15 protein-coding genes are annotated in these 16,848 nt (G+C 65.8%); 7 read left to right on the forward strand and 8 right to left on the reverse strand.

Annotated features, from left to right (window positions below; all coding sequences use genetic code 11):
• Nucleotides 1-58: 58 nt before the first annotated feature.
• The 5 genes from padF to Tchl_RS10730 all read right to left on the reverse strand — a co-directional run bounded on the left by padF (nucleotide 59) and on the right by Tchl_RS10730 (nucleotide 5,287).
• The gene (padF, locus tag Tchl_RS10710; RefSeq protein ID WP_075148398.1) at nucleotides 59-361 is read right to left on the reverse strand and encodes an NADH-dependent phenylglyoxylate dehydrogenase subunit delta; all 303 of its coding nucleotides are present in this window, start codon (nucleotides 359-361) and stop codon (nucleotides 59-61) included.
• Nucleotides 358-930: an NADH-dependent phenylglyoxylate dehydrogenase subunit gamma gene (gene padE, locus Tchl_RS10715; RefSeq protein ID WP_075148399.1), complete on the reverse strand. Its 573-nt coding sequence runs from the start codon at nucleotides 928-930 to the stop codon at nucleotides 358-360. The genes padF and padE overlap by 4 nt, the downstream gene beginning before the upstream one ends.
• 87 nt (nucleotides 931-1,017) lie before the next feature.
• Nucleotides 1,018-1,899, reverse strand: coding sequence for a dimethyl sulfoxide reductase anchor subunit (locus tag Tchl_RS10720; protein ID WP_075148400.1), 882 nt, complete (start codon nucleotides 1,897-1,899; stop codon nucleotides 1,018-1,020).
• On the reverse strand, nucleotides 1,899-2,546 hold the full coding sequence (locus Tchl_RS10725; RefSeq protein ID WP_075148401.1) for a 4Fe-4S dicluster domain-containing protein: 648 nt from the start codon (nucleotides 2,544-2,546) through the stop codon (nucleotides 1,899-1,901). Before Tchl_RS10725 ends, Tchl_RS10720 begins: the two co-directional genes overlap by 1 nt.
• Nucleotides 2,543-5,287, reverse strand: a complete 2,745-nt coding sequence (locus Tchl_RS10730) for a molybdopterin-dependent oxidoreductase (protein ID WP_075148402.1) — start codon at nucleotides 5,285-5,287, stop codon at nucleotides 2,543-2,545. Before Tchl_RS10730 ends, Tchl_RS10725 begins: the two co-directional genes overlap by 4 nt.
• Nucleotides 5,288-5,642: 355 nt before the next feature.
• Between Tchl_RS10730 and Tchl_RS10735 the strand changes: the two genes are divergently transcribed.
• Entirely contained in the window at nucleotides 5,643-6,302 is a 660-nt protein-coding gene (locus Tchl_RS10735) for a CBS and ACT domain-containing protein (protein ID WP_075148403.1), read from the forward strand.
• 233 nt (nucleotides 6,303-6,535) lie between these two features.
• Here the strand turns inward: Tchl_RS10735 and Tchl_RS10740 are convergent, their stop codons facing one another.
• From Tchl_RS10740 to Tchl_RS10750, 3 genes are read right to left on the reverse strand one after another with little or no spacing between them, the layout of a single operon-like run.
• Nucleotides 6,536-7,075 carry a ferritin-like domain-containing protein gene (locus tag Tchl_RS10740; RefSeq protein WP_075148404.1) on the reverse strand — a complete coding sequence of 180 codons (540 nt, stop codon included), beginning with the start codon at nucleotides 7,073-7,075 and terminating at the stop codon, nucleotides 6,536-6,538.
• Complete coding sequence (locus Tchl_RS10745; RefSeq protein ID WP_075148405.1) at nucleotides 7,072-7,911, reverse strand: 2-oxoacid:ferredoxin oxidoreductase subunit beta; 840 nt, start codon at nucleotides 7,909-7,911, stop codon at nucleotides 7,072-7,074. The genes Tchl_RS10740 and Tchl_RS10745 overlap by 4 nt, the downstream gene beginning before the upstream one ends.
• Nucleotides 7,912-7,913: 2 nt before the next feature.
• Nucleotides 7,914-9,650, reverse strand: a complete 1,737-nt coding sequence (locus tag Tchl_RS10750) for a 2-oxoacid:acceptor oxidoreductase subunit alpha (protein ID WP_332307119.1) — start codon at nucleotides 9,648-9,650, stop codon at nucleotides 7,914-7,916.
• A gap of 379 nt (nucleotides 9,651-10,029) precedes the next feature.
• On the opposite strand from Tchl_RS10750, the gene had reads away from it, so the two are divergent.
• From had to bcrA, 6 genes are read left to right on the forward strand one after another with little or no spacing between them, the layout of a single operon-like run.
• Nucleotides 10,030-11,097: a 6-hydroxycyclohex-1-ene-1-carbonyl-CoA dehydrogenase gene (gene had, locus Tchl_RS10755; protein ID WP_075148407.1), complete on the forward strand. Its 1,068-nt coding sequence runs from the start codon at nucleotides 10,030-10,032 to the stop codon at nucleotides 11,095-11,097.
• 50 nt (nucleotides 11,098-11,147) lie between these two features.
• Complete coding sequence (gene oah / locus Tchl_RS10760; protein WP_075148408.1) at nucleotides 11,148-12,281, forward strand: 6-oxocyclohex-1-ene-1-carbonyl-CoA hydratase; 1,134 nt, start codon at nucleotides 11,148-11,150, stop codon at nucleotides 12,279-12,281.
• Complete coding sequence (locus Tchl_RS10765) at nucleotides 12,281-13,057, forward strand: cyclohexa-1,5-dienecarbonyl-CoA hydratase (protein ID WP_075148409.1); 777 nt, start codon at nucleotides 12,281-12,283, stop codon at nucleotides 13,055-13,057. The genes oah and Tchl_RS10765 overlap by 1 nt, the downstream gene beginning before the upstream one ends.
• Nucleotides 13,058-13,059: 2 nt before the next feature.
• A complete protein-coding gene (bcrC, locus tag Tchl_RS10770) occupies nucleotides 13,060-14,220 on the forward strand; it encodes a benzoyl-CoA reductase subunit C (RefSeq protein ID WP_075148410.1) in 1,161 nt (386 codons plus the stop codon).
• A 2-nt stretch (nucleotides 14,221-14,222) separates the two neighbouring features.
• The gene (gene bcrB / locus Tchl_RS10775) at nucleotides 14,223-15,521 is read left to right on the forward strand and encodes a benzoyl-CoA reductase subunit B (RefSeq protein ID WP_075148411.1); all 1,299 of its coding nucleotides are present in this window, start codon (nucleotides 14,223-14,225) and stop codon (nucleotides 15,519-15,521) included.
• A 10-nt stretch (nucleotides 15,522-15,531) separates the two neighbouring features.
• Nucleotides 15,532-16,848: a benzoyl-CoA reductase subunit A gene (bcrA, locus tag Tchl_RS10780; RefSeq protein WP_075148412.1), complete on the forward strand. Its 1,317-nt coding sequence runs from the start codon at nucleotides 15,532-15,534 to the stop codon at nucleotides 16,846-16,848.

Below are 16,848 nucleotides of genomic sequence, written 5' to 3' on the forward strand. Positions count from 1 at the left end.
ATGCGGGCGGGTTGCGGGGCCGCGCTCGCGTCCCGCGCACAGGCATTCGGGTTCGGTTTCATTGCGCCTCCGGGATCATCGTGATCGCGCGCTGGGGGCATTCCTGGGCGCAGATCCCGCAACCCTTGCAGGTCTGCAGGTTGAAGTCGAACCACGCGGCGTGCTCTTCCACGCATTGCACCGGGCAGTACAGCCAGCACACCGCGCACTTGACGCATTTGTCGCGCTCGACGATCGGGCGGAAGCTGCGCCAGTCGCCCGGGCGCATCGGGCTGAGTTCGGTGGCGACCGGACAGAGGTCGTCGGGAACGCCGGCCTGCTTCAGGTGGTAGGCCGGATAGGGGTGATGACGGTCGCTCATGCAGTGACCCTCCGCTCGATGGTATGGACCACGGTCTCGGTGTAGCCGCGCTCGAGGGCCGTGAGGTTCTGTTTCAATCCGGCATCGCGGAAATCCGACTCCTCGATTACCTGCTTGAGCGCTTCGAGCGAGACCATCCCGGTGGTGCGGGCGAAGGCGCCGAGCATCAGGGTGTTGGTGATCAGGCGGCCGAAGATCTCGTTGGCGATGCGCACCGCGTCGCACAGGCCGACGGTTCCCACCGTGGCGGGCAGGTGCAGCTCCGCGAGCGGTCTGGAGGTCGCCTGGACGAGGGCGCCGCCGGGCTTGAGGCCGGCGAAGATGTCGACCGAGTTGGCCACCGTGGGGTCGACGCAGATGATGCAGTCGGGGGTGTAGATGTTGGTGAGCTGGCGGATCTCGCGATCGCTGCAGCGCATGAAGGATACGACCGGCGCCCCCCGGCGCTCGAAACCGAACGAGGGAATGGATACCGCGTATTTGCCTTCGATCACCAGCGCCGTTGCGAGCAGTTCGGCCGCGAGTACGGCGCCTTGACCGCCACGGCCATGAATCCGGACTTCATACATGGGGACATCTCCTTGGGTGAGCGGTGAAACGCTCCCGATCGCCGGACCGGAAGCGGTCCGGCGGATGACATTGCAGGTCGAACCGGCTCAGTTCCAGCCGGGCTTCACCCCGGGCCGCGGGTGCCCCGGGGTGCGCGCCGGCACACGGGTGAGGGCGAAACCCTGGGTGTAGGCGATGCGGGTGATCAGGGCGAGCTTGAAGTGCCACCCTGTCGCCGCCATCGCCACCCCGGCCAGCGCCATCAAGGCCGTTGCCGCCCCGCCTTGCAGGACCAGCGCCAGTGCGAGCAGGACGGCGGGCAGGTAGTGGCCGAGCGGGACGAACAGCCGGCCTTCGGCGTCGAGCGCGCGGATCGCCTTGAGCGGCGCGGAGTCGGGCGCGGCGAGGCGGGCACGGTAGCGCCGCCATAGCGCCCAGCGCAGGGCGACGAGGATCAGCATCGGCAGGGCGAAGGCGGTTCCCGGGCCCTGCGGCAGCATTGCCGCGACGAGGGCGAACAGGCCCGCGCCTTCGGCCAGCCCGGTGGTGATCACCAGCGGCAGCAGGGCCGCTTCGCGCCACGCCGGAATGCCGCGTGCCGCCTGCAGGATGCGCGCCTGGCAGTACAGGAAGCCGAGGCCGACCAGGGCGGCGAGCCAGGCGGCGGCGAGCGAGCCGGTAACAACGGCGAGTGCGCCGGCGGCGAACAGCGGCATCGCCACGATCGCCTCGCGGGTCATCCACGAAGTGCGGGCGTGGAAGAACACGTTCAGTGCCCGCCAGGGCTTGCCGATTTCCAGCCATACGCAGAACAGGCCGCCGCCGATGCAGGCGAGCGCCAGGAGCAGGGGCGGGAGCAGTGCGGTGCCGTGGGCCGTGGCGGCGAGCACGGTCCACAGCAGCAGACCGGTGCCGGTGCCGCCACCGATGAAGTTGCCGGCGGCGCGGGCATCCCAGAAGGGCTGCAGTTCGGGTTGGACGCCTCTCATTATTTTTTCTCCCACAGGTAGAAAAATCCGGGACCCGTGCCGAGCTCCTCGTGCATGCGGAAATGTTCGTTTTCGCGCAGCAGCCGGGAAGCCTTGCTGTCGGGGTCGTCGATGTCGCCGAAGGTCAGCGCGCTGGCAATGCAGGCGTTGGCGCAGGCGGGGGTGGCATCGGGGTCGACGCCCGGGGTCAGGCCATGGGCGACGCCGTAGTCGATGCGATCGGAGCAGAAGGTGCACTTGGTCGCGACGCCGACGCGGGCGGGGTCGGCGCGCTGCTTTTCGTTCGCCATCGGACGGTCGCCATACGCCGGTTCGGCGAAGCTGACCTTGTAGCGGGCGTTGTAGGGGCAGGCGACCGAGCAGTAGGCGCAGCCGATGCACAGGTCGTAATCGATCGTGACCAGGCCGTCGGCGCGCTTCTTGGTGGCCGTGGTCGGGCACACCGTTTCGCACGGCGGTTCATCGCAGTGCTGGCAGCCGACCGGCACGAAGGTGCGCGACACGTCGGGAAACTCGCCAGCTTCGACATCGAGGACCCAGCGCCACTGGACGCCGGGAGGGGTGGCATTGGTGTGCTTGCAGGCGGCCGTACAGGTCTGGCAGCCGACGCAGCGCCGCAGGTCGGCCACCATGGCATAGCGCGTCATTGTGCACCTCCGACTCTCTTGATTGATACGGGAACGATATCGGCTGCCGAGCCGGTGGCATCGGTCAGGTCCATCAGCATCGGCACCAGGCTGTTCATGCTGGGGACATCGAAGTCCTTGGCGTAGGGCGTGATCCAGTGGTCGAACTGGCCCACCATCAGCAAGGTGTCGGGGCGGATGCCCTGGCGCAGCACCACGCGGCCGCGGGTTTCGCGCAGCGGCGAGCGCACTTCGACGAGGTCGCCGTCCTCGATGCCGAGCTTTGCCGCGGAGGCGGGGTTCATGATCACGCCACGGTGGCCGGCGACGTTGGCGGCGACTTCGCGCACCATCTGCAGGCTGACGTTGCCGCCCCAGGCGTACTGCATGCTGCGCGCGGTCAGCAGCCAGAACGGGAAGTCTTCCTCGCGCCCGCCCAGATTGGAGATCACCGCACTCTTGATCAGGTGCGAGAAATCGTGGAAATCGGGCAGCGGCCGGTACTCGGTGAGCTGGCGGTCCCACCAGTCGATGCCCGATTCGTGCAGGCGGTGGCCGAGCTCGGTGCCGATGCGGAAGATGCGCTCCTGGTAGGGCATCTCGAAGCGCAGGTTGTTGTCCTTCATGTGCGGGTAGAGATACCACTGCAGGCGCGGGTAATCGATGGTGCGGAAGCCGTGTTCGCGCCACCAGTCGAGGCCGTGGTCCTCGCCGCCGCCGGTGAGTTCGGCGCTGGCGGCGCGGCAGCTGGCGTCCCAGATTTCCTCGACGCCGTGGGTCTGCTCGAGATCAAGGGAGAAGTCGTAGTTCGCCCCTTTCAGCGGCACCCCGGCAGCGCCGCGGTTGATCGCCTTGTTGTAGGGCTCCTGTATGCCGGCACGGCGGGCGAGCTCGGACGCGATCCAGGTGAAGTCGCGCGCCTCGCCCTGCGGTGCAACGGCCGGCTGGCGCAGGGCGAAGCCCTGTTTGTCCCAGAACTGCTCGACGTACTTGGTGCCGCCGATGCGGATCAGCTGCAGACCTTCGAGGTCGGTGCAGTCGGGCAGCAGGACGTCGGCGAAGTGGTTGGTCTCGTCGCGGGTGTAGGTGAAGGCGACGACGAAGGGGAACTTCGCGACCACTTCGGCGACCTGCGGCGTATCCCAGAACGAGACGACCGGGTTGGTGCGGTAGAAGAACCAGACGTCGGGTTGGGTCGGCTCGGGGAAATTCTCGAAACCGTGACGCTGCTGCATCCAGGCGAGGTGGGTGGGGCCGAGCGCCGCGCTCCAGGCCGAGTTCGCCACCAGCGGCACCAGGGTGCGGTTGGCGTTGCGGATCTGCGGGCGGGAGACCCAGTTTTCCTTGTCGGTGGGGTTGAACGGGTAGTCCATGAAGCCGTCGGGGCCGGGCTTGGCGCTGCTCTGGCGGTCGCTCGCCGGGCGGTTCAGGCGCACCGTGGTGCCGATCGTGCCGCCGGGGACGTCGAGGGCGCCGACCAGGCAGGCCATCAGGGTGCGCGCCCAGCAGCAGTCGTAGCCGCCCCAGCCGTTGTTGACGGTTTTGCCCAGGGTGATCGCCACCGGGCGGAAGGGCAGGGTGCGGCCTTCGATCTCGATGGTGGCACCGATCTGGGCGTGGTCGAGGTATTCGTTGGCGACGCGGCGGATGGTGTCGGCGGGGACGTCGCAGACCTTCGCCGCCCACTCCGGGGTGAAGGTGCGCTCGTGCTCGGCGAGCTTGCCGAAGGCAGTGAGGACGCGCACCTGAGTGTGGTCGACGGTTTCATTGTCGGGCAGGACTTCGAGGCCGGATGCGGTGAACTCGCCGTCCAGCGCGGGATCGATGTCCGGTGTGTCGAAGGGGACCGCGGCGGCGCGCTTCAGGTCCCACACCAGCGGCTTGCGCGTGTCCGGGTCGCGCAGGTACAGCCCGTTGGGCGCGACCAGGTAGGGCGAAGCGGTCATGTGCTTGAGGAAGTCGATGTCCAGGCGTGTGCGCGCGTTCTCGAACAGCATCACGTGGATCATCGCGTGCATGAACGCGGCGTCGGTCTTGGGCTTGATCGGCACCCACTCGGCCGAGCAGGCGCCGGTGATCGACAGGTGGGGCTCGACCTGGACGCGCTTGATGCCCTGCTCGACGCGTGCCGCGGCGTGGCGCCAGACGCCGCACACGCCGCCGGAGGCCTCGACGTTCATGCCGAAGGAGACGATGTATTTTGTGCGCGGGGTGTCCGGGCAGACGATGAAGGCGCGGTGCCAGAGCTCACCGTAGAGGTGTTCGGAGTGATAGCACTTGACCCCCTGGCCGCTGCCGAAGCTCAGGTCGACCGGCCCCCAGGCGGCGAGGAAGGCGGGGAAGGTGCCCATGTACTGAGTGGGGGTGCCGCCGCCGCCAAAGCTCGCCGCCACGCGCGGGTAGCCGGACGTGTCGAGCAGCCCGTTCGCGCGCACCGTGTTGAGCTTGGCGGCGATCATGTCGAGCGCCTCGTCCCACGAGATCGGCACGAAGCCGGGGTCTTCGTCGCGCCCCTTCTTCGGGTTGGTGCGCTTCATCGGCGTCAGCACGCGGTTCGGGTTGTAGGTCTTCTGCACCAGGCCGAAAGCCTTGACGCAGACCCGGCCGTCGGCCGGGTGCACGCCTTCGGCGTCGAAGTTCGGTTCGATCGCGGTCGCGACCCCGTTCTCGACCTTGACCTTGAGCAGATCGGGGCCGGCCACGCACTGGTAACAGTAGGTGGCGACCTTGCTATCGCCCGTTGGGCAACTGGTGGTCGTCATGGTGAGTCTCCTTCGAAGCTGGTATGGCGACGGAGCAATTGGAGCGGGCGAGCGGTTCGGAAGCGTGTCCGGCAGGCGATCTGCACTAATTGCTTATGGGGCCATAATAGGAGCTATGACTGACCGGTCGGTTGACGAATGTCAAAGGTTGGAGGTGACGTTGACGTAACCGCCGGTTTTCCCGTGCGCAAAGCCGCCGATGCCGCTAAATGCCGCGTCCTGCCGGGGGTTTTCCGATACACTTTGCCGATGGTGGCCCGCTCGGCGTCCGGCCGGGTCATTGCTACGGGTTCCGCGCATGGTCGATCATGGTGTGTGCGGATTTGCTGCTGTCCATTCTGTCAGGAGTGTTTTCATGTTCGTCGAAAGGATCATGACCCGGGATGTCTTGCATGTCGCCCCGGACGCTACTTTTGCGCAGGTCTCCGAGATCATGCGCTTGAAGAAAGTGCGTCATTTGCCCGTGGTGGAAGCCGATGGCCGCCTGGTCGGCATCATTTCGCATCGGGACGTGCAGCGTGCGCAGCCGTCGACGATCACCACGCTCGACGTCGGCGAGGTGAAATACCTGCTGTCCAAGGTGAGCGCTGCAGACATCATGCACAAGAAGGTGATCACTTGCGCGCCCTCGACCCTGATCGAGGAAGCGGCGCGGCTGATGCGCCCGAACAAGCTCGGCTGCCTGCCGGTGGTGGAAAACGACCGCCTGGTGGGCATCGTCACCAGCGTCGATCTGCTCGACTTCTTCCTCGACATCACCGGCTGCTGGGTCGAGGGCTCGACCCGGATCACGGTGAGTCTGCCGGATCAGACCGGACAGCTGGCCGCCTTGCTGGCGACGGTCAGCGCGCACGGCGGTTACATCGTGTCGGTCGTGTCGCCGCGCACGCCGCAGAGCGAAGGCAAGCGCATCGCGATGATCCGCTTCGATGCCGACGATGCCGAGCGTGTGATCACGGGCTTGCGCGAAGCCGGCTACGAACTCAGCGTGGATATCACCGCGAGTGCTAAATAAGCAGGGCAGGGGAAGCTGCGCGGGCATCCCCGCGCGCGGATGCTGTCTGTGCGGGGAGGTCGGGGCTGAAGTGCCGGCCGGGAAACCCGCCTGAAGGCTCGGCCGGAAGGGGTTGAGCGGAAGGGTTGGCCGTCAGGGGCGCAAACGAACAGAGGGCGAGCCATCATGGCTCGCCCTCTGTTCGTCTACCCGGGGCGTGCGGCGACGGCTGCCGCCCCCGGGGGAAGGACTGCTTACTCCTGCGGCAGCGGGGGGTCGGCGTCCTCGCTCCAGCCTTTTGGGGGTGCCTGGAAGCGTCCCAGCCAGCCTTCGAGCAGGGTCACATGCTCACGCTCGGTCTCGCACAGTTCACGCGCGATCTTGCGCACGTCCTCCCGCCCGGCCTGGTCGGCAAGGCGCTCGTAGAACGCCACGCCCTTGCGCTCGGCTTCGAGCGCCATCGCGATCGCGTGGTAGGGATGCATCATGTAGTGCAGGCCATCCGCGCTCGCCGACGGGGCTTCGGGGCTTTCCGGGGTCTGCCAGGCATATTCCCAGGGCGCGATGTGCGGAAGAGTGTGGCCGTCGCTGAGACCATTGACGTTATCCACATGCAGCTTCTCGATCTCGGCGAGTTTGCGGAACAGCGCGGCGACTTCCGGATTGTTGTGGGTTTCCATCTGGTCGGCGAGCATTTCGTAGCGTTCGACCGCTTCGTTCTCCATCGCCAGGGCGTGGGCGAGGAGCTGCTCCACCGATTGGATGCTGTTGTCCTGCGGCTCGGTAGTGCTCATAGCACGAACTCCTTCTCGAGATCTGCAACGGAGTCGACGCTGGCCTTCAGCGCCGGCTGGAAGGGCTGACGGTTGCCACGATACAGCACGCCGATGTTGAAGCCGTCGTCGGTCATCAGGCGGCGGGCGGCGCGCGCCGGATCGTCGGTCGGATCGACCGCGGCCGGGTGCACGGCGTCCTTCCAGTCGCGCTGCTCGGGACGGAAGGTGACGCAGGGGCTGAGCAGCTGGACGAAGGAGAAGCCCGGGTGGCGGATCGCCTCGGTGATCAGCTGGGCGGTGCCGTTGGGGTCGCCGGAGAAGCCGCGGGCGATGAAGTTGGCGCCGGCGGCGAGCGCGATCACCAGCGGGTGGAAGGGGTTGATGCCGGTGCCCTGGGGGGTGAGCTTGCTCTTTTCCCAGTCCGGGGCGGTGGTCGGCGAGGCCTGGCCCTTGGTCATGCCGTAGACCTCGTTGTCCATGACGATGTAGGTCATGTCGACGTTGCGCCGGCAGGCGTGCATGAAGTGGTTGCCGCCGATCGAGAAGCCGTCGCCGTCACCGCCGGAGGCGATCACGGTGAGTTCGGGGCGGGAGACCTTGATCCCGGTGGCGATCGGCAGCGCGCGCCCGTGCACGCCGTGGAAGCCGAACACGTTGGTGTAGGCGGGCAGGCGCGAGGAGCAGCCGATGCCGGAGACGAGGGCGACGTTTTCGGGCGGGATCGACAGCTCGGCCAGGGCCTTGGTGAGCGCGCCGAGCACCGAGTAGTCGCCGCAGCCGGGGCACCAGACGGGCTTGACCTCGGACTTGTAGTCGCGCGCGGCGTAGCTCGGGCAAGTGGATGTAGCGTCCATGATCAGCTCCAGTCGGCCAGTTGGCGGAAGATTTCGTCGGGTCGGATCGGCAGCGGGCCGGGGCGGTGGAAGGCCCGCACGCTGCCGGGAAGGTCGTAGTGGGCGCGCAGGTAGCGGTGGAACTGGGCGCCATGGCTCTGTTCGACGACGAGCACGCGCGAGACGCCCTCAAGGGCGGCGGCGAGCTGCTCGGGGCGCACCGGCGAGAGCAGGCGGATCGACACCATGCGGCCCTGCTTGCCGGCGGCGCGCCAGCGCTCGAGCGCTTCCTGCACCGGTCCGGTGGTCGAGCCCCAGGTGATGACGGCGATGTCGCCCTCGCCCTCGCCGTCGATGTCGGCCCAGTACTTGCCGTAGTCGTGGGCGGTGAGCTTGCGCAGGCGCTTGTCGAGCTGGGTGCTGTGGTCCGAGGCCTGGCTCGAGGGGGTGCCGACTTCGGTGTGCTCGAGGCCGTCGGCGGTGTACTGGTAGCCCTTCATGCCGGGCACGGCCATCGGCGAGACGCCCGATGTGGTGTTGCGGTAGCGGCGGTAGCGCTCGTCGCCCAGCTCGCCTTCGGGGCGCAGGCGGTTGGCGCGCAGTCCGGGGTCGGCCGGCGGGGCGATGGTGGCGCGGCTCTGGCCCAGGGACTGGTCCGAGAGCACGACCGCGGCGGTCTGCAGGGTGTCGGCCAGATGCACCGCCCACTGCGTGGAGAAGGCACAGTCGGCGAGCGAGTTGGGCGCGACCACCAGGTGCGGGGCATCGCCGTGCAGGCCGTAGAGGGCGATGTTGAGGTCGCTCTGCTCGGACTTCACCGGGATGCCGGTGGACGGGCCGCCGCGCATCACGTTGACGATCGTGATCGGGGTCTCGGAGGCGACCGCGAGACCGATCGATTCGGTCATCAGCGCCAGGCCGGGGCCGGAGGTGGCGGTGAGCGAGGTGGTGCCGCCGTAGGAGGCGCCGATGATCTGGTTGACCGAGGCGAGCTCGTCTTCGGCCTGCACCAGCGCACCGCCGAGCTTGGCGAGGTTGGGGGCGAGCCATTCGAGCACTTCAGTGCCCGGGGTGATCGGGTAGGCGGCGACAAAGCGCACCCCGCCGCGCACCGCGCCCAGACCGGCGGCTTCGTTGCCGGTGATGCTCCACAGGCGCTGGCGCTCGCCGCCGGTGGCTGCGGCCAGGCGCTTGCTCGGCGGCAGCGAGGCGGCAAAGGCCGCGCCGGCACGCACCGAGGCTTCGCTGGCGGCGAGCGCGGCGGGGCCTTTCTTCGCCAGCGAGTCCTTGACCACCTTGAGCACCGCCTCTTCGGGCAGGCCGATCAGGGCCGCGACCGCGCCCAGCGCGATCATGTTCGGGCGCCCGCCGTCGATCTCCTTGGCAATCTTCTTGAACGGAATGTCGGCCCGGCGCGTACCCTTGGCGAGGATCTGCTCAGGGAACTCGCCCCCGTCCGGATCGCCCAGCACCAAGCCGTCGGCGGTCATCGGCACTTCGGCCGAGAAGCGGCCAACGTTCTGCCAGTCGATCGCCACCAGCAGGTCGTAGTGGTCGTCGTGCGACTGCACCGGCGCGGTGGACAGGCGCAGCATCGCCGCCGCCTCGCCGCCCCGGATCTGCGCTCCCGACGAGCGCGTCATGTAAGCGTACCAGCCGGCGTGGCCGGCGGCATCGAGCAGCATGCTGCCTGCCGTCATCACCCCGGCTCCGCCGCTGCCGGCGAAGGTTATCGAAACCGATCGGGCTGTCATCCTCATTCTCCAAGTTCAACTGCAGGCCGCTGAGGCCGGTTCGGGATCACCTTGTGTGCGCCCATGCGTATCAAATATGGATACGCACATGCGCGGCGAGTGCGGTGTGGCTGCATCCTTGCCGTCGGGGTGACCGATGTTTCCGAGGGGTTGCCGGGGCCGAGGCTCCCGAGGCGATGCTGCAGCCCTCTGGACGCTTCAAAGTTTACGTTGACGCAAACGTCAATCCGTTGACTTAGGTCAACTGGACGTCCGGGGGCCTCGTTTAAGGTTCGTCCATCACGACATGCAGTCTTCAGCTTCAAGAGGCGATGTGTCAGAATAATGTGACGTTAACGTCAACGTCATGGCGGCGAAGAGTTCAGTCAGTTCATGGAGGAGTGAGATGAGCAGCAATCCGCATCGTTGGATGATGACCTCGCCCGGCGCGCCGATGGTTCGCGCCGAGTTCGAGATCGGCGAGCTTTCTGCTGACCAGGTCGTCGTGGCCGTGGCGGGCTGTGGAGTCTGCCATACCGATCTCGGTTACTACTACGACGGCGTGCGCACCAATCATGCGCTGCCTCTGGCGCTGGGTCACGAGATCAGTGGGCGGGTGGTGCAGGCCGGTGCCAATGCGGCGCAGTGGCTCGGACGTGCCGTGATCGTGCCGGCCGTGATGCCCTGCGGTACCTGTGAGCTGTGCGTGTCCGGCCATGGCACGATTTGCCGTGACCAGGTGATGCCCGGTAACGACATCCAGGGTGGTTTCGCCTCCCATGTGGTGGTGCCGGCGCGTGGTCTGTGCGCGGTCGATGAGGCGCGACTCGCCGCCGCCGGTCTGCAGCTGGCCGACGTCTCGGTGGTTGCCGATGCGGTCACGACGCCTTATCAGGCGGTGCTGCAGGCCGGTGTCGAGCCGGGTGATGTGGCGGTGGTGATCGGTGTCGGCGGTGTCGGCGGCTACGCCGTGCAGATCGCCAGCGCCTTCGGCGCCAGCGTGGTGGCGATCGACGTCGATCCTGCTAAGCTGGAGATGATGTCCAGGCACGGCGCGGCGCTCACGCTCAATGCGCGTGAAATTTCCGGGCGCGATCTGAAGAAGGCGATCGAGGCGCATGCCAAGGCCAATGGCCTGCGACTGACGCGCTGGAAGATCTTCGAGTGTTCGGGTACCGGCGCAGGGCAGACCAGCGCCTATGGCCTGCTCACCCATGGCGCGACGTTGGCGGTGGTCGGCTTCACGATGGACAAGGTCGAGGTTCGCCTTTCCAACCTGATGGCCTTCCATGCCCGCGCGCTGGGCAACTGGGGCTGTCTGCCCGAGTACTACCCGGCAGCACTCGATCTTGTGCTCGACAAGAAGATCGATCTCGCCAGCTTCATCGAGCGTCACCCGCTCGACCAGATCGCTGAGGTGTTCGCCGCCGCACACGCCCACAAGCTCACCCGGCGCGCCATCCTCACGCCCTGAGCGCATCCTTTTTAAGCACGCAACGAAAAAAGACACAGGAGTTCGATGACATGAATCCGACTACGCAAAAACTGGTCGAGCAGAACGCGCCGACGAAATTGGTCGACCACAACCTGGTGCCCGAAACCGTTTGTCCGGGCGTGCTCTACGAGAAGCGTCCGGCGCGCAACCTGAAGGGCGAAGTGGTGCCGGGGCTGTACAACGTCTGGATCTCGCTCGACAACCCGAAGCAGTACAACTCCTACACCACCGACATGGTGAAGGGGCTGATCCTCGCCTTCCGTGCCGCTTCCTGCGCGCGCGACGTCGCCACGGTGGTGTTCACCGCGGTCGGCGACAAGGCCTTCTGCACCGGCGGCAACACCAAGGAATACGCCGAGTACTACGCCGGCAACCCGCAGGAATACCGCCAGTACATGCGCCTGTTCAACGACATGGTGTCGGCGATCCTCGGTTGCGACAAGCCGGTGATCTGCCGTGTCAACGGCATGCGCATCGGTGGCGGTCAGGAGATCGGCATGGCGGCCGACTTCACCGTGGCCCAGGATCTGGCCAACTTCGGCCAGGCCGGTCCGAAGCACGGTTCGGCGGCGATCGGCGGTGCGACCGACTTCCTGCCGATAATGATCGGCTGCGAGCAGGCGATGGTGTCGGGCACGCTGTGCGAGCCGTTCTCGGCGCACAAGGCCAACCGCCTCGGCATCTGCATGCAGATCGTGCCGGCGCTCAAGGTCGACGGCAAGTTCGTCGCCAACCCGCTGGTGATCACCGACCGCTACCTCGACGAGTTCGGCCGCATCATCCACGGCGAATTCAAGACCGGCGACGAGCTGGCGGCGGGCAAGGAGCTGATGAAGCGCGGCGAGATCGATCTGTCGCTGCTCGACGAAGCGGTCGAGAAGCTGTGCGCGAAGCTGATCTCCACCTTCCCCGAGTGCCTGACCAAGAGCTTCGAGGAGCTGCGCAAGCCCAAGCTCGACGCCTGGAACCGCAACAAGGAAAACAGCCGCGCCTGGCTCGCGCTGAACATGATGAACGAAGCGCGCACCGGCTTCCGTGCGTTCAACGAAGGCAACAAGGAAACCGGCCGCGAGATCGAATTCACCGATCTGCGCCAGGCGCTGGCCAAGGGCATGCCCTGGACTCCTGAGCTGATCGAAAGCCTGATGCCGGGTGCCAAGTGATGAGCGAGGCTAGCTCCCCGCTGAAGGTCTGGCTGGAGCGCGACGGCAGCCTGCTGCGTCTGCGCCTGGCCCGGCCCAAGGCCAACATCGTCGATGCCGCGATGATCGCCGCGCTGCGCCAGGCGCTGGGCGAGCACCTCCAGGCCCCGGCGCTGCGTGCGGTGCTGCTCGATGCCGAAGGTCCGCATTTCAGCTTCGGCGCCAGCGTCGATGAGCACATGCCGGACCAGTGTGCGCAGATGCTCAAGAGCCTGCATGGGCTGGTGCGCGAGATGCTCGACAGCCCGGTGCCGATCCTGGTCGCGCTGCGCGGCCAGTGCCTGGGCGGCGGACTGGAAGTGGCGGCGGCGGGCAACCTGCTGTTCGCCGCGCCGGACGCCAAGTTCGGTCAGCCCGAGATCCGTCTCGGGGTGTTCGCGCCCGCTGCGTCCTGCCTGCTGCCGCCGCGCGTGGGCCAGGCCTGCGCCGAAGACCTGTTGTGGTCGGGGCGCAGCATCGACGGTGCCGAAGGGCACCGGATCGGCCTCATCGACGTCCTCGCCGAGGATCCGGAGGCCGCGGCGCTGCAGTGGTTCGACGAACACATTGCGCGTCTGAGCGCGAGCTCGCTGCGTTTCGCGGTCCGTGCCGCACGCTGCGACATCGTGCCGGGCATCAAGCAAAAACTCGATACCGTGGAGGCCCTCTATCTTGAGGAACTGATGGCCAGCCACGATGCGGTGGAAGGGCTGAAAGCCTTTCTTGAGAAGCGTTCTGCAAACTGGGAGAACCGTTGACCATGAGTACGGCAGACATCATCGCGCGCTGTGAAGCGCTTTACGAGGACCTTGATTTCACTGCCGCCAGGCAATGGAAGGAGGCCGATCCCTCTCGCAAGGTTATCGCCTACATGCCGGTATATGTGCCGCGCGAGATCATTCATGCGGCTGGCATGTTGCCCCTGGGCATCATGGGCGGTGGCGATGGGCTGGAGGTGATCCACGGCGACGCCTTCTACCAGAGCTACATCTGCCGCATCCCACGCTCGACCATCGAACTCGGCCTGTCCAAGCGCATGGATTTCGTCGATGGCATGCTGTTCCCCAGCATCTGTGACGTCATCCGCAACCTGTCGGGCATGTGGAAGCTGATGTTCCCGGGCAAGTACGTGCGCTACTTCGACGTGCCGCAGAACTACCGCGACAACGTCGGTGGCAACTACTACACCAACGAGCTGAACGAACTGCGCGAAGGCCTCGAGCACCTGTCGGGCCGCAAGATCACCGACGAAGCGCTGCGTGCCTCGATCGCGGTCTACAACGAAAACCGCAAGCTCGTCCAGGATGTCTATGGCCTGCGTTCGCGCGAGCCCTGGAAGGTGCCGTCGGCCGATGTATACCTGCTGATGCGTGCCGGCCTGGTGCTGCCGGTCGAAGAGCACAACCAGATGCTGAAGGATTACCTGGCGGCCGCGGTCAAGGTCGAGGCGCAAAAACGCGACAACTGTCGCGTGATCATCAACGGCTCGTTCTGCGAACAGCCGCCGCTCAACCTGATCAAGTCGATCGAGCTCTCGGGCTGCTACATTGTCGATGACGACTACATGATCGTGCATCGCTTCCTGCGCAACGAAGTCTCGACCGCCGGCGATCCGATGCAGAACCTGTCGCTCGCCTTCCTGCACGAGTCGATCAGCACCGCGGCGAAGTACGACGACAAGGAAGAGGACAAGGGCAAGTACCTGCTCGAGCAGGTCCGCAGCAACGCCGCCGAAGGCGTGATCTTCGCCGCCCCCAGCTTCTGCGACCCGGCGCTGCTCGAGCGCCCGATGCTGGCCGACCGCTGCTCGGAGCACAAGGTCCCCTACATCTCCTTCAAGTACGCCGAGAACTCGGGCCAGATGCAGCCGATCCGTGAGCAGGCCGGTACCTTTGCCGACTCGATCAAACTCTGGAGCTAATCATGAGTGCAAAAACCAACCCTGAAGTCATCAAAGAATCTTCGATGGTGAAGCAGAAAGGGATGATCGCCGGTAACTACGATCGTCTCACGGGCACCAAGGAGTCGGGCGAGAAAGTCGTGTCGACCTTCGTGCCGGGCAACCTGAACGAGCTGATCATGTGTTTCGACATGGTCAACAACCTGCCCGAGACCAACGCCATCCAGAACGGCATGCGCAAGCAGAGCGGCGGCATGATCATGGATGCCGAGAAGGCCGGCCACTCGGAAGACGTGTGTACCTACGTCAAGGCCGACATCGGCATGATGGGCCGCGGCAACATCGCCCCCAACGGCAAGCCGATGCCCGCTCCGGACATGCTGCTGCTGTCCTACACCGGCTGCTTCACCTTCATGAAGTGGTTCGAGCTGCTGCGCCACGAGTACAAGTGTCCGACCGTGATGCTGCAGATCCCGTATCAGGGCGATGGAAAGATCACCAAGAACATGCGTGATTTCGTCGTCAAGCAGCTCAAGGAAGAAGTCATCCCGATGTTCGAGCAGGTCTCGGGGGTCAAGTTCGACATCGACCGCCTGCGCGAATACCTGAAGAACTCGGCCAAGGCCGAAGACAATCTGGTGTGGGTGCTCGAGAGCGCGAAGAACCGTCCGTCGCCGATCGATGCCTACTTCGGCGGCGTGTATTACATCGGCCCGATGTTCACCGCCTTCCGCGGCACCACCGATGCGGTCGAGTACTACGATCTGGTGCGCGGCGAAATCGAGCAGCGCATCCGCGAAGGCAAGGGGCCGATCACCCCCGAAGGCGACATGAAGGAAGAGAAGTACCGCCTGGTCGTCGAAGGTCCCCCGAACTGGACCAGCTTCCGCGAGTTCTGGAAGCTGTTCTACGACGAAGGCGCGGTGGTGGTGGCGAGCTCCTACACCAAGGTGGGCGGCCTCTACGACCAGGGCTTCCGTCACGACCCGAACGACCCGCTGGGCACGCTGGCCGACTACTGCCTGGGTTGCTACGCCAACAACAACCTGCCGCAGCGCGTCGAACTGCTCGAGAAGTACATGAACGAGTACCAGGCCGACGGCCTGCTGATCAACTCGATCAAGAGCTGCAACAGCTTCTCCGCTGGGCAGCTGCTGATGATGCGCGAAATCGAGAAGCGCACCGGCAAGCCGGCCGCGTTCATCGAAACCGACCTTGTCGATCCGCGCTATTTCTCGCACGCAAACGTCAAGAACCGTCTGGAGAGCTACTTCCAGATGGTCGATCAGAAACGCAGCGGCGCGTCGCTGGCAACCGCGTAAGGAGCGAACCATGGAATGTTTCGTCGGAATTGATCTGGGGTCCACCACGACCAAAGCGGTCGTCATGGACGACAAGGGGCAGGTGCTCGGCCGCGGCATCACCAACTCGCGCTCGAACTACGACACCGCGGCGCGCGTGTCCAAGCTCGAGGCCTTCATCGATGCGCGCCTGAGCCTGATTCGCCGCGAACTCGACAAGGAGCCGGCAGTGGCCGGGCGGGTCGATGAAATCATCGACGGTCTGACCCGCAACTTCCGCCGCGAGCAGTTCATCGAACAGCTCGGCGACCTGGAGCAGACCTGCGTGGCCAACGTCGAGGGCCCGCGCTTCGCCGGCAAGGAAAAGGCGATCGTCGGCGCGCTGACCGAAGTCTTCCGCCGCCTGCGCGAGGAAGAGGCGGACAAGCTTTTCGCACCGGACGCGCAGCGCAAGTCGGACTTCTTCCGCGACCTCGCCGGTTCGCGTTTCATGCAGATCGGTGAGGAAGTGGCCCGCGCCAACGGCGTCGAGTTCGATCACCTGCTGCACATGTACGACAAGTCGATCATCGAGGTCGAGAACCGTCCGCCGTCAGCCGACATGAACCGCAAGTTCCGCAGCGCGATGGAGCGGGTTCGTGGCGAGATGTCCAGTGCCCTCGATACCGCTGCGCTGGGTGCGCCGATCGATGCCGCGCTCGACATCGAGATGAGCGAGCGCTACGTCGTCGGCACCGGCTACGGCCGCGTCCGCCTGCCCTTCCCGAAGGAGCACATCCGTTCCGAGATCCTGTGCCACGGCCTGGGCGCGCACCTGATGTATCCGAAGACCCGCACCGTGCTCGACATCGGCGGCCAGGACACCAAGGGCATCCAGATCGACGACAAGGGCATCGTGGTGAACTTCCAGATGAACGACCGCTGCGCTGCTGGTACCGGCCGTTACCTGGGCTACGTCGCCGACGAGATGAACATGGGCCTGCACGAACTCGGCCCGCTCGCGATGAAGTCGACCAAGTCGATCCGCATCAACTCGACCTGCACCGTGTTCGCCGGCGCCGAACTGCGCGACCGTCTGGCGCTGGGCGACAAGCGCGAGGACATCCTCGCCGGTCTGCACCGCGCGATCATGCTGCGTGCGATGTCCATCATCTCCCGTTCGGGTGGCATCACCGACCAATTCACCTTCACCGGTGGCGTGGCCAAGAACGAGGCAGCGGTCAAGGAACTGCGCCAGCTCGTCAAGGAAAACTACGGCGAAGTGCAGATCAACATCGACCCGGATTCGATTTATACCGGTGCTCTGGGGGCTTCCGAGTTCGCCCGTCGCGCCGTCGTGGAGGCATGA

This window comes from Thauera chlorobenzoica, from assembly GCF_001922305.1.
In the GTDB taxonomy this organism is placed as follows: Bacteria; Pseudomonadota; Gammaproteobacteria; order Burkholderiales; family Rhodocyclaceae; genus Thauera; species Thauera chlorobenzoica.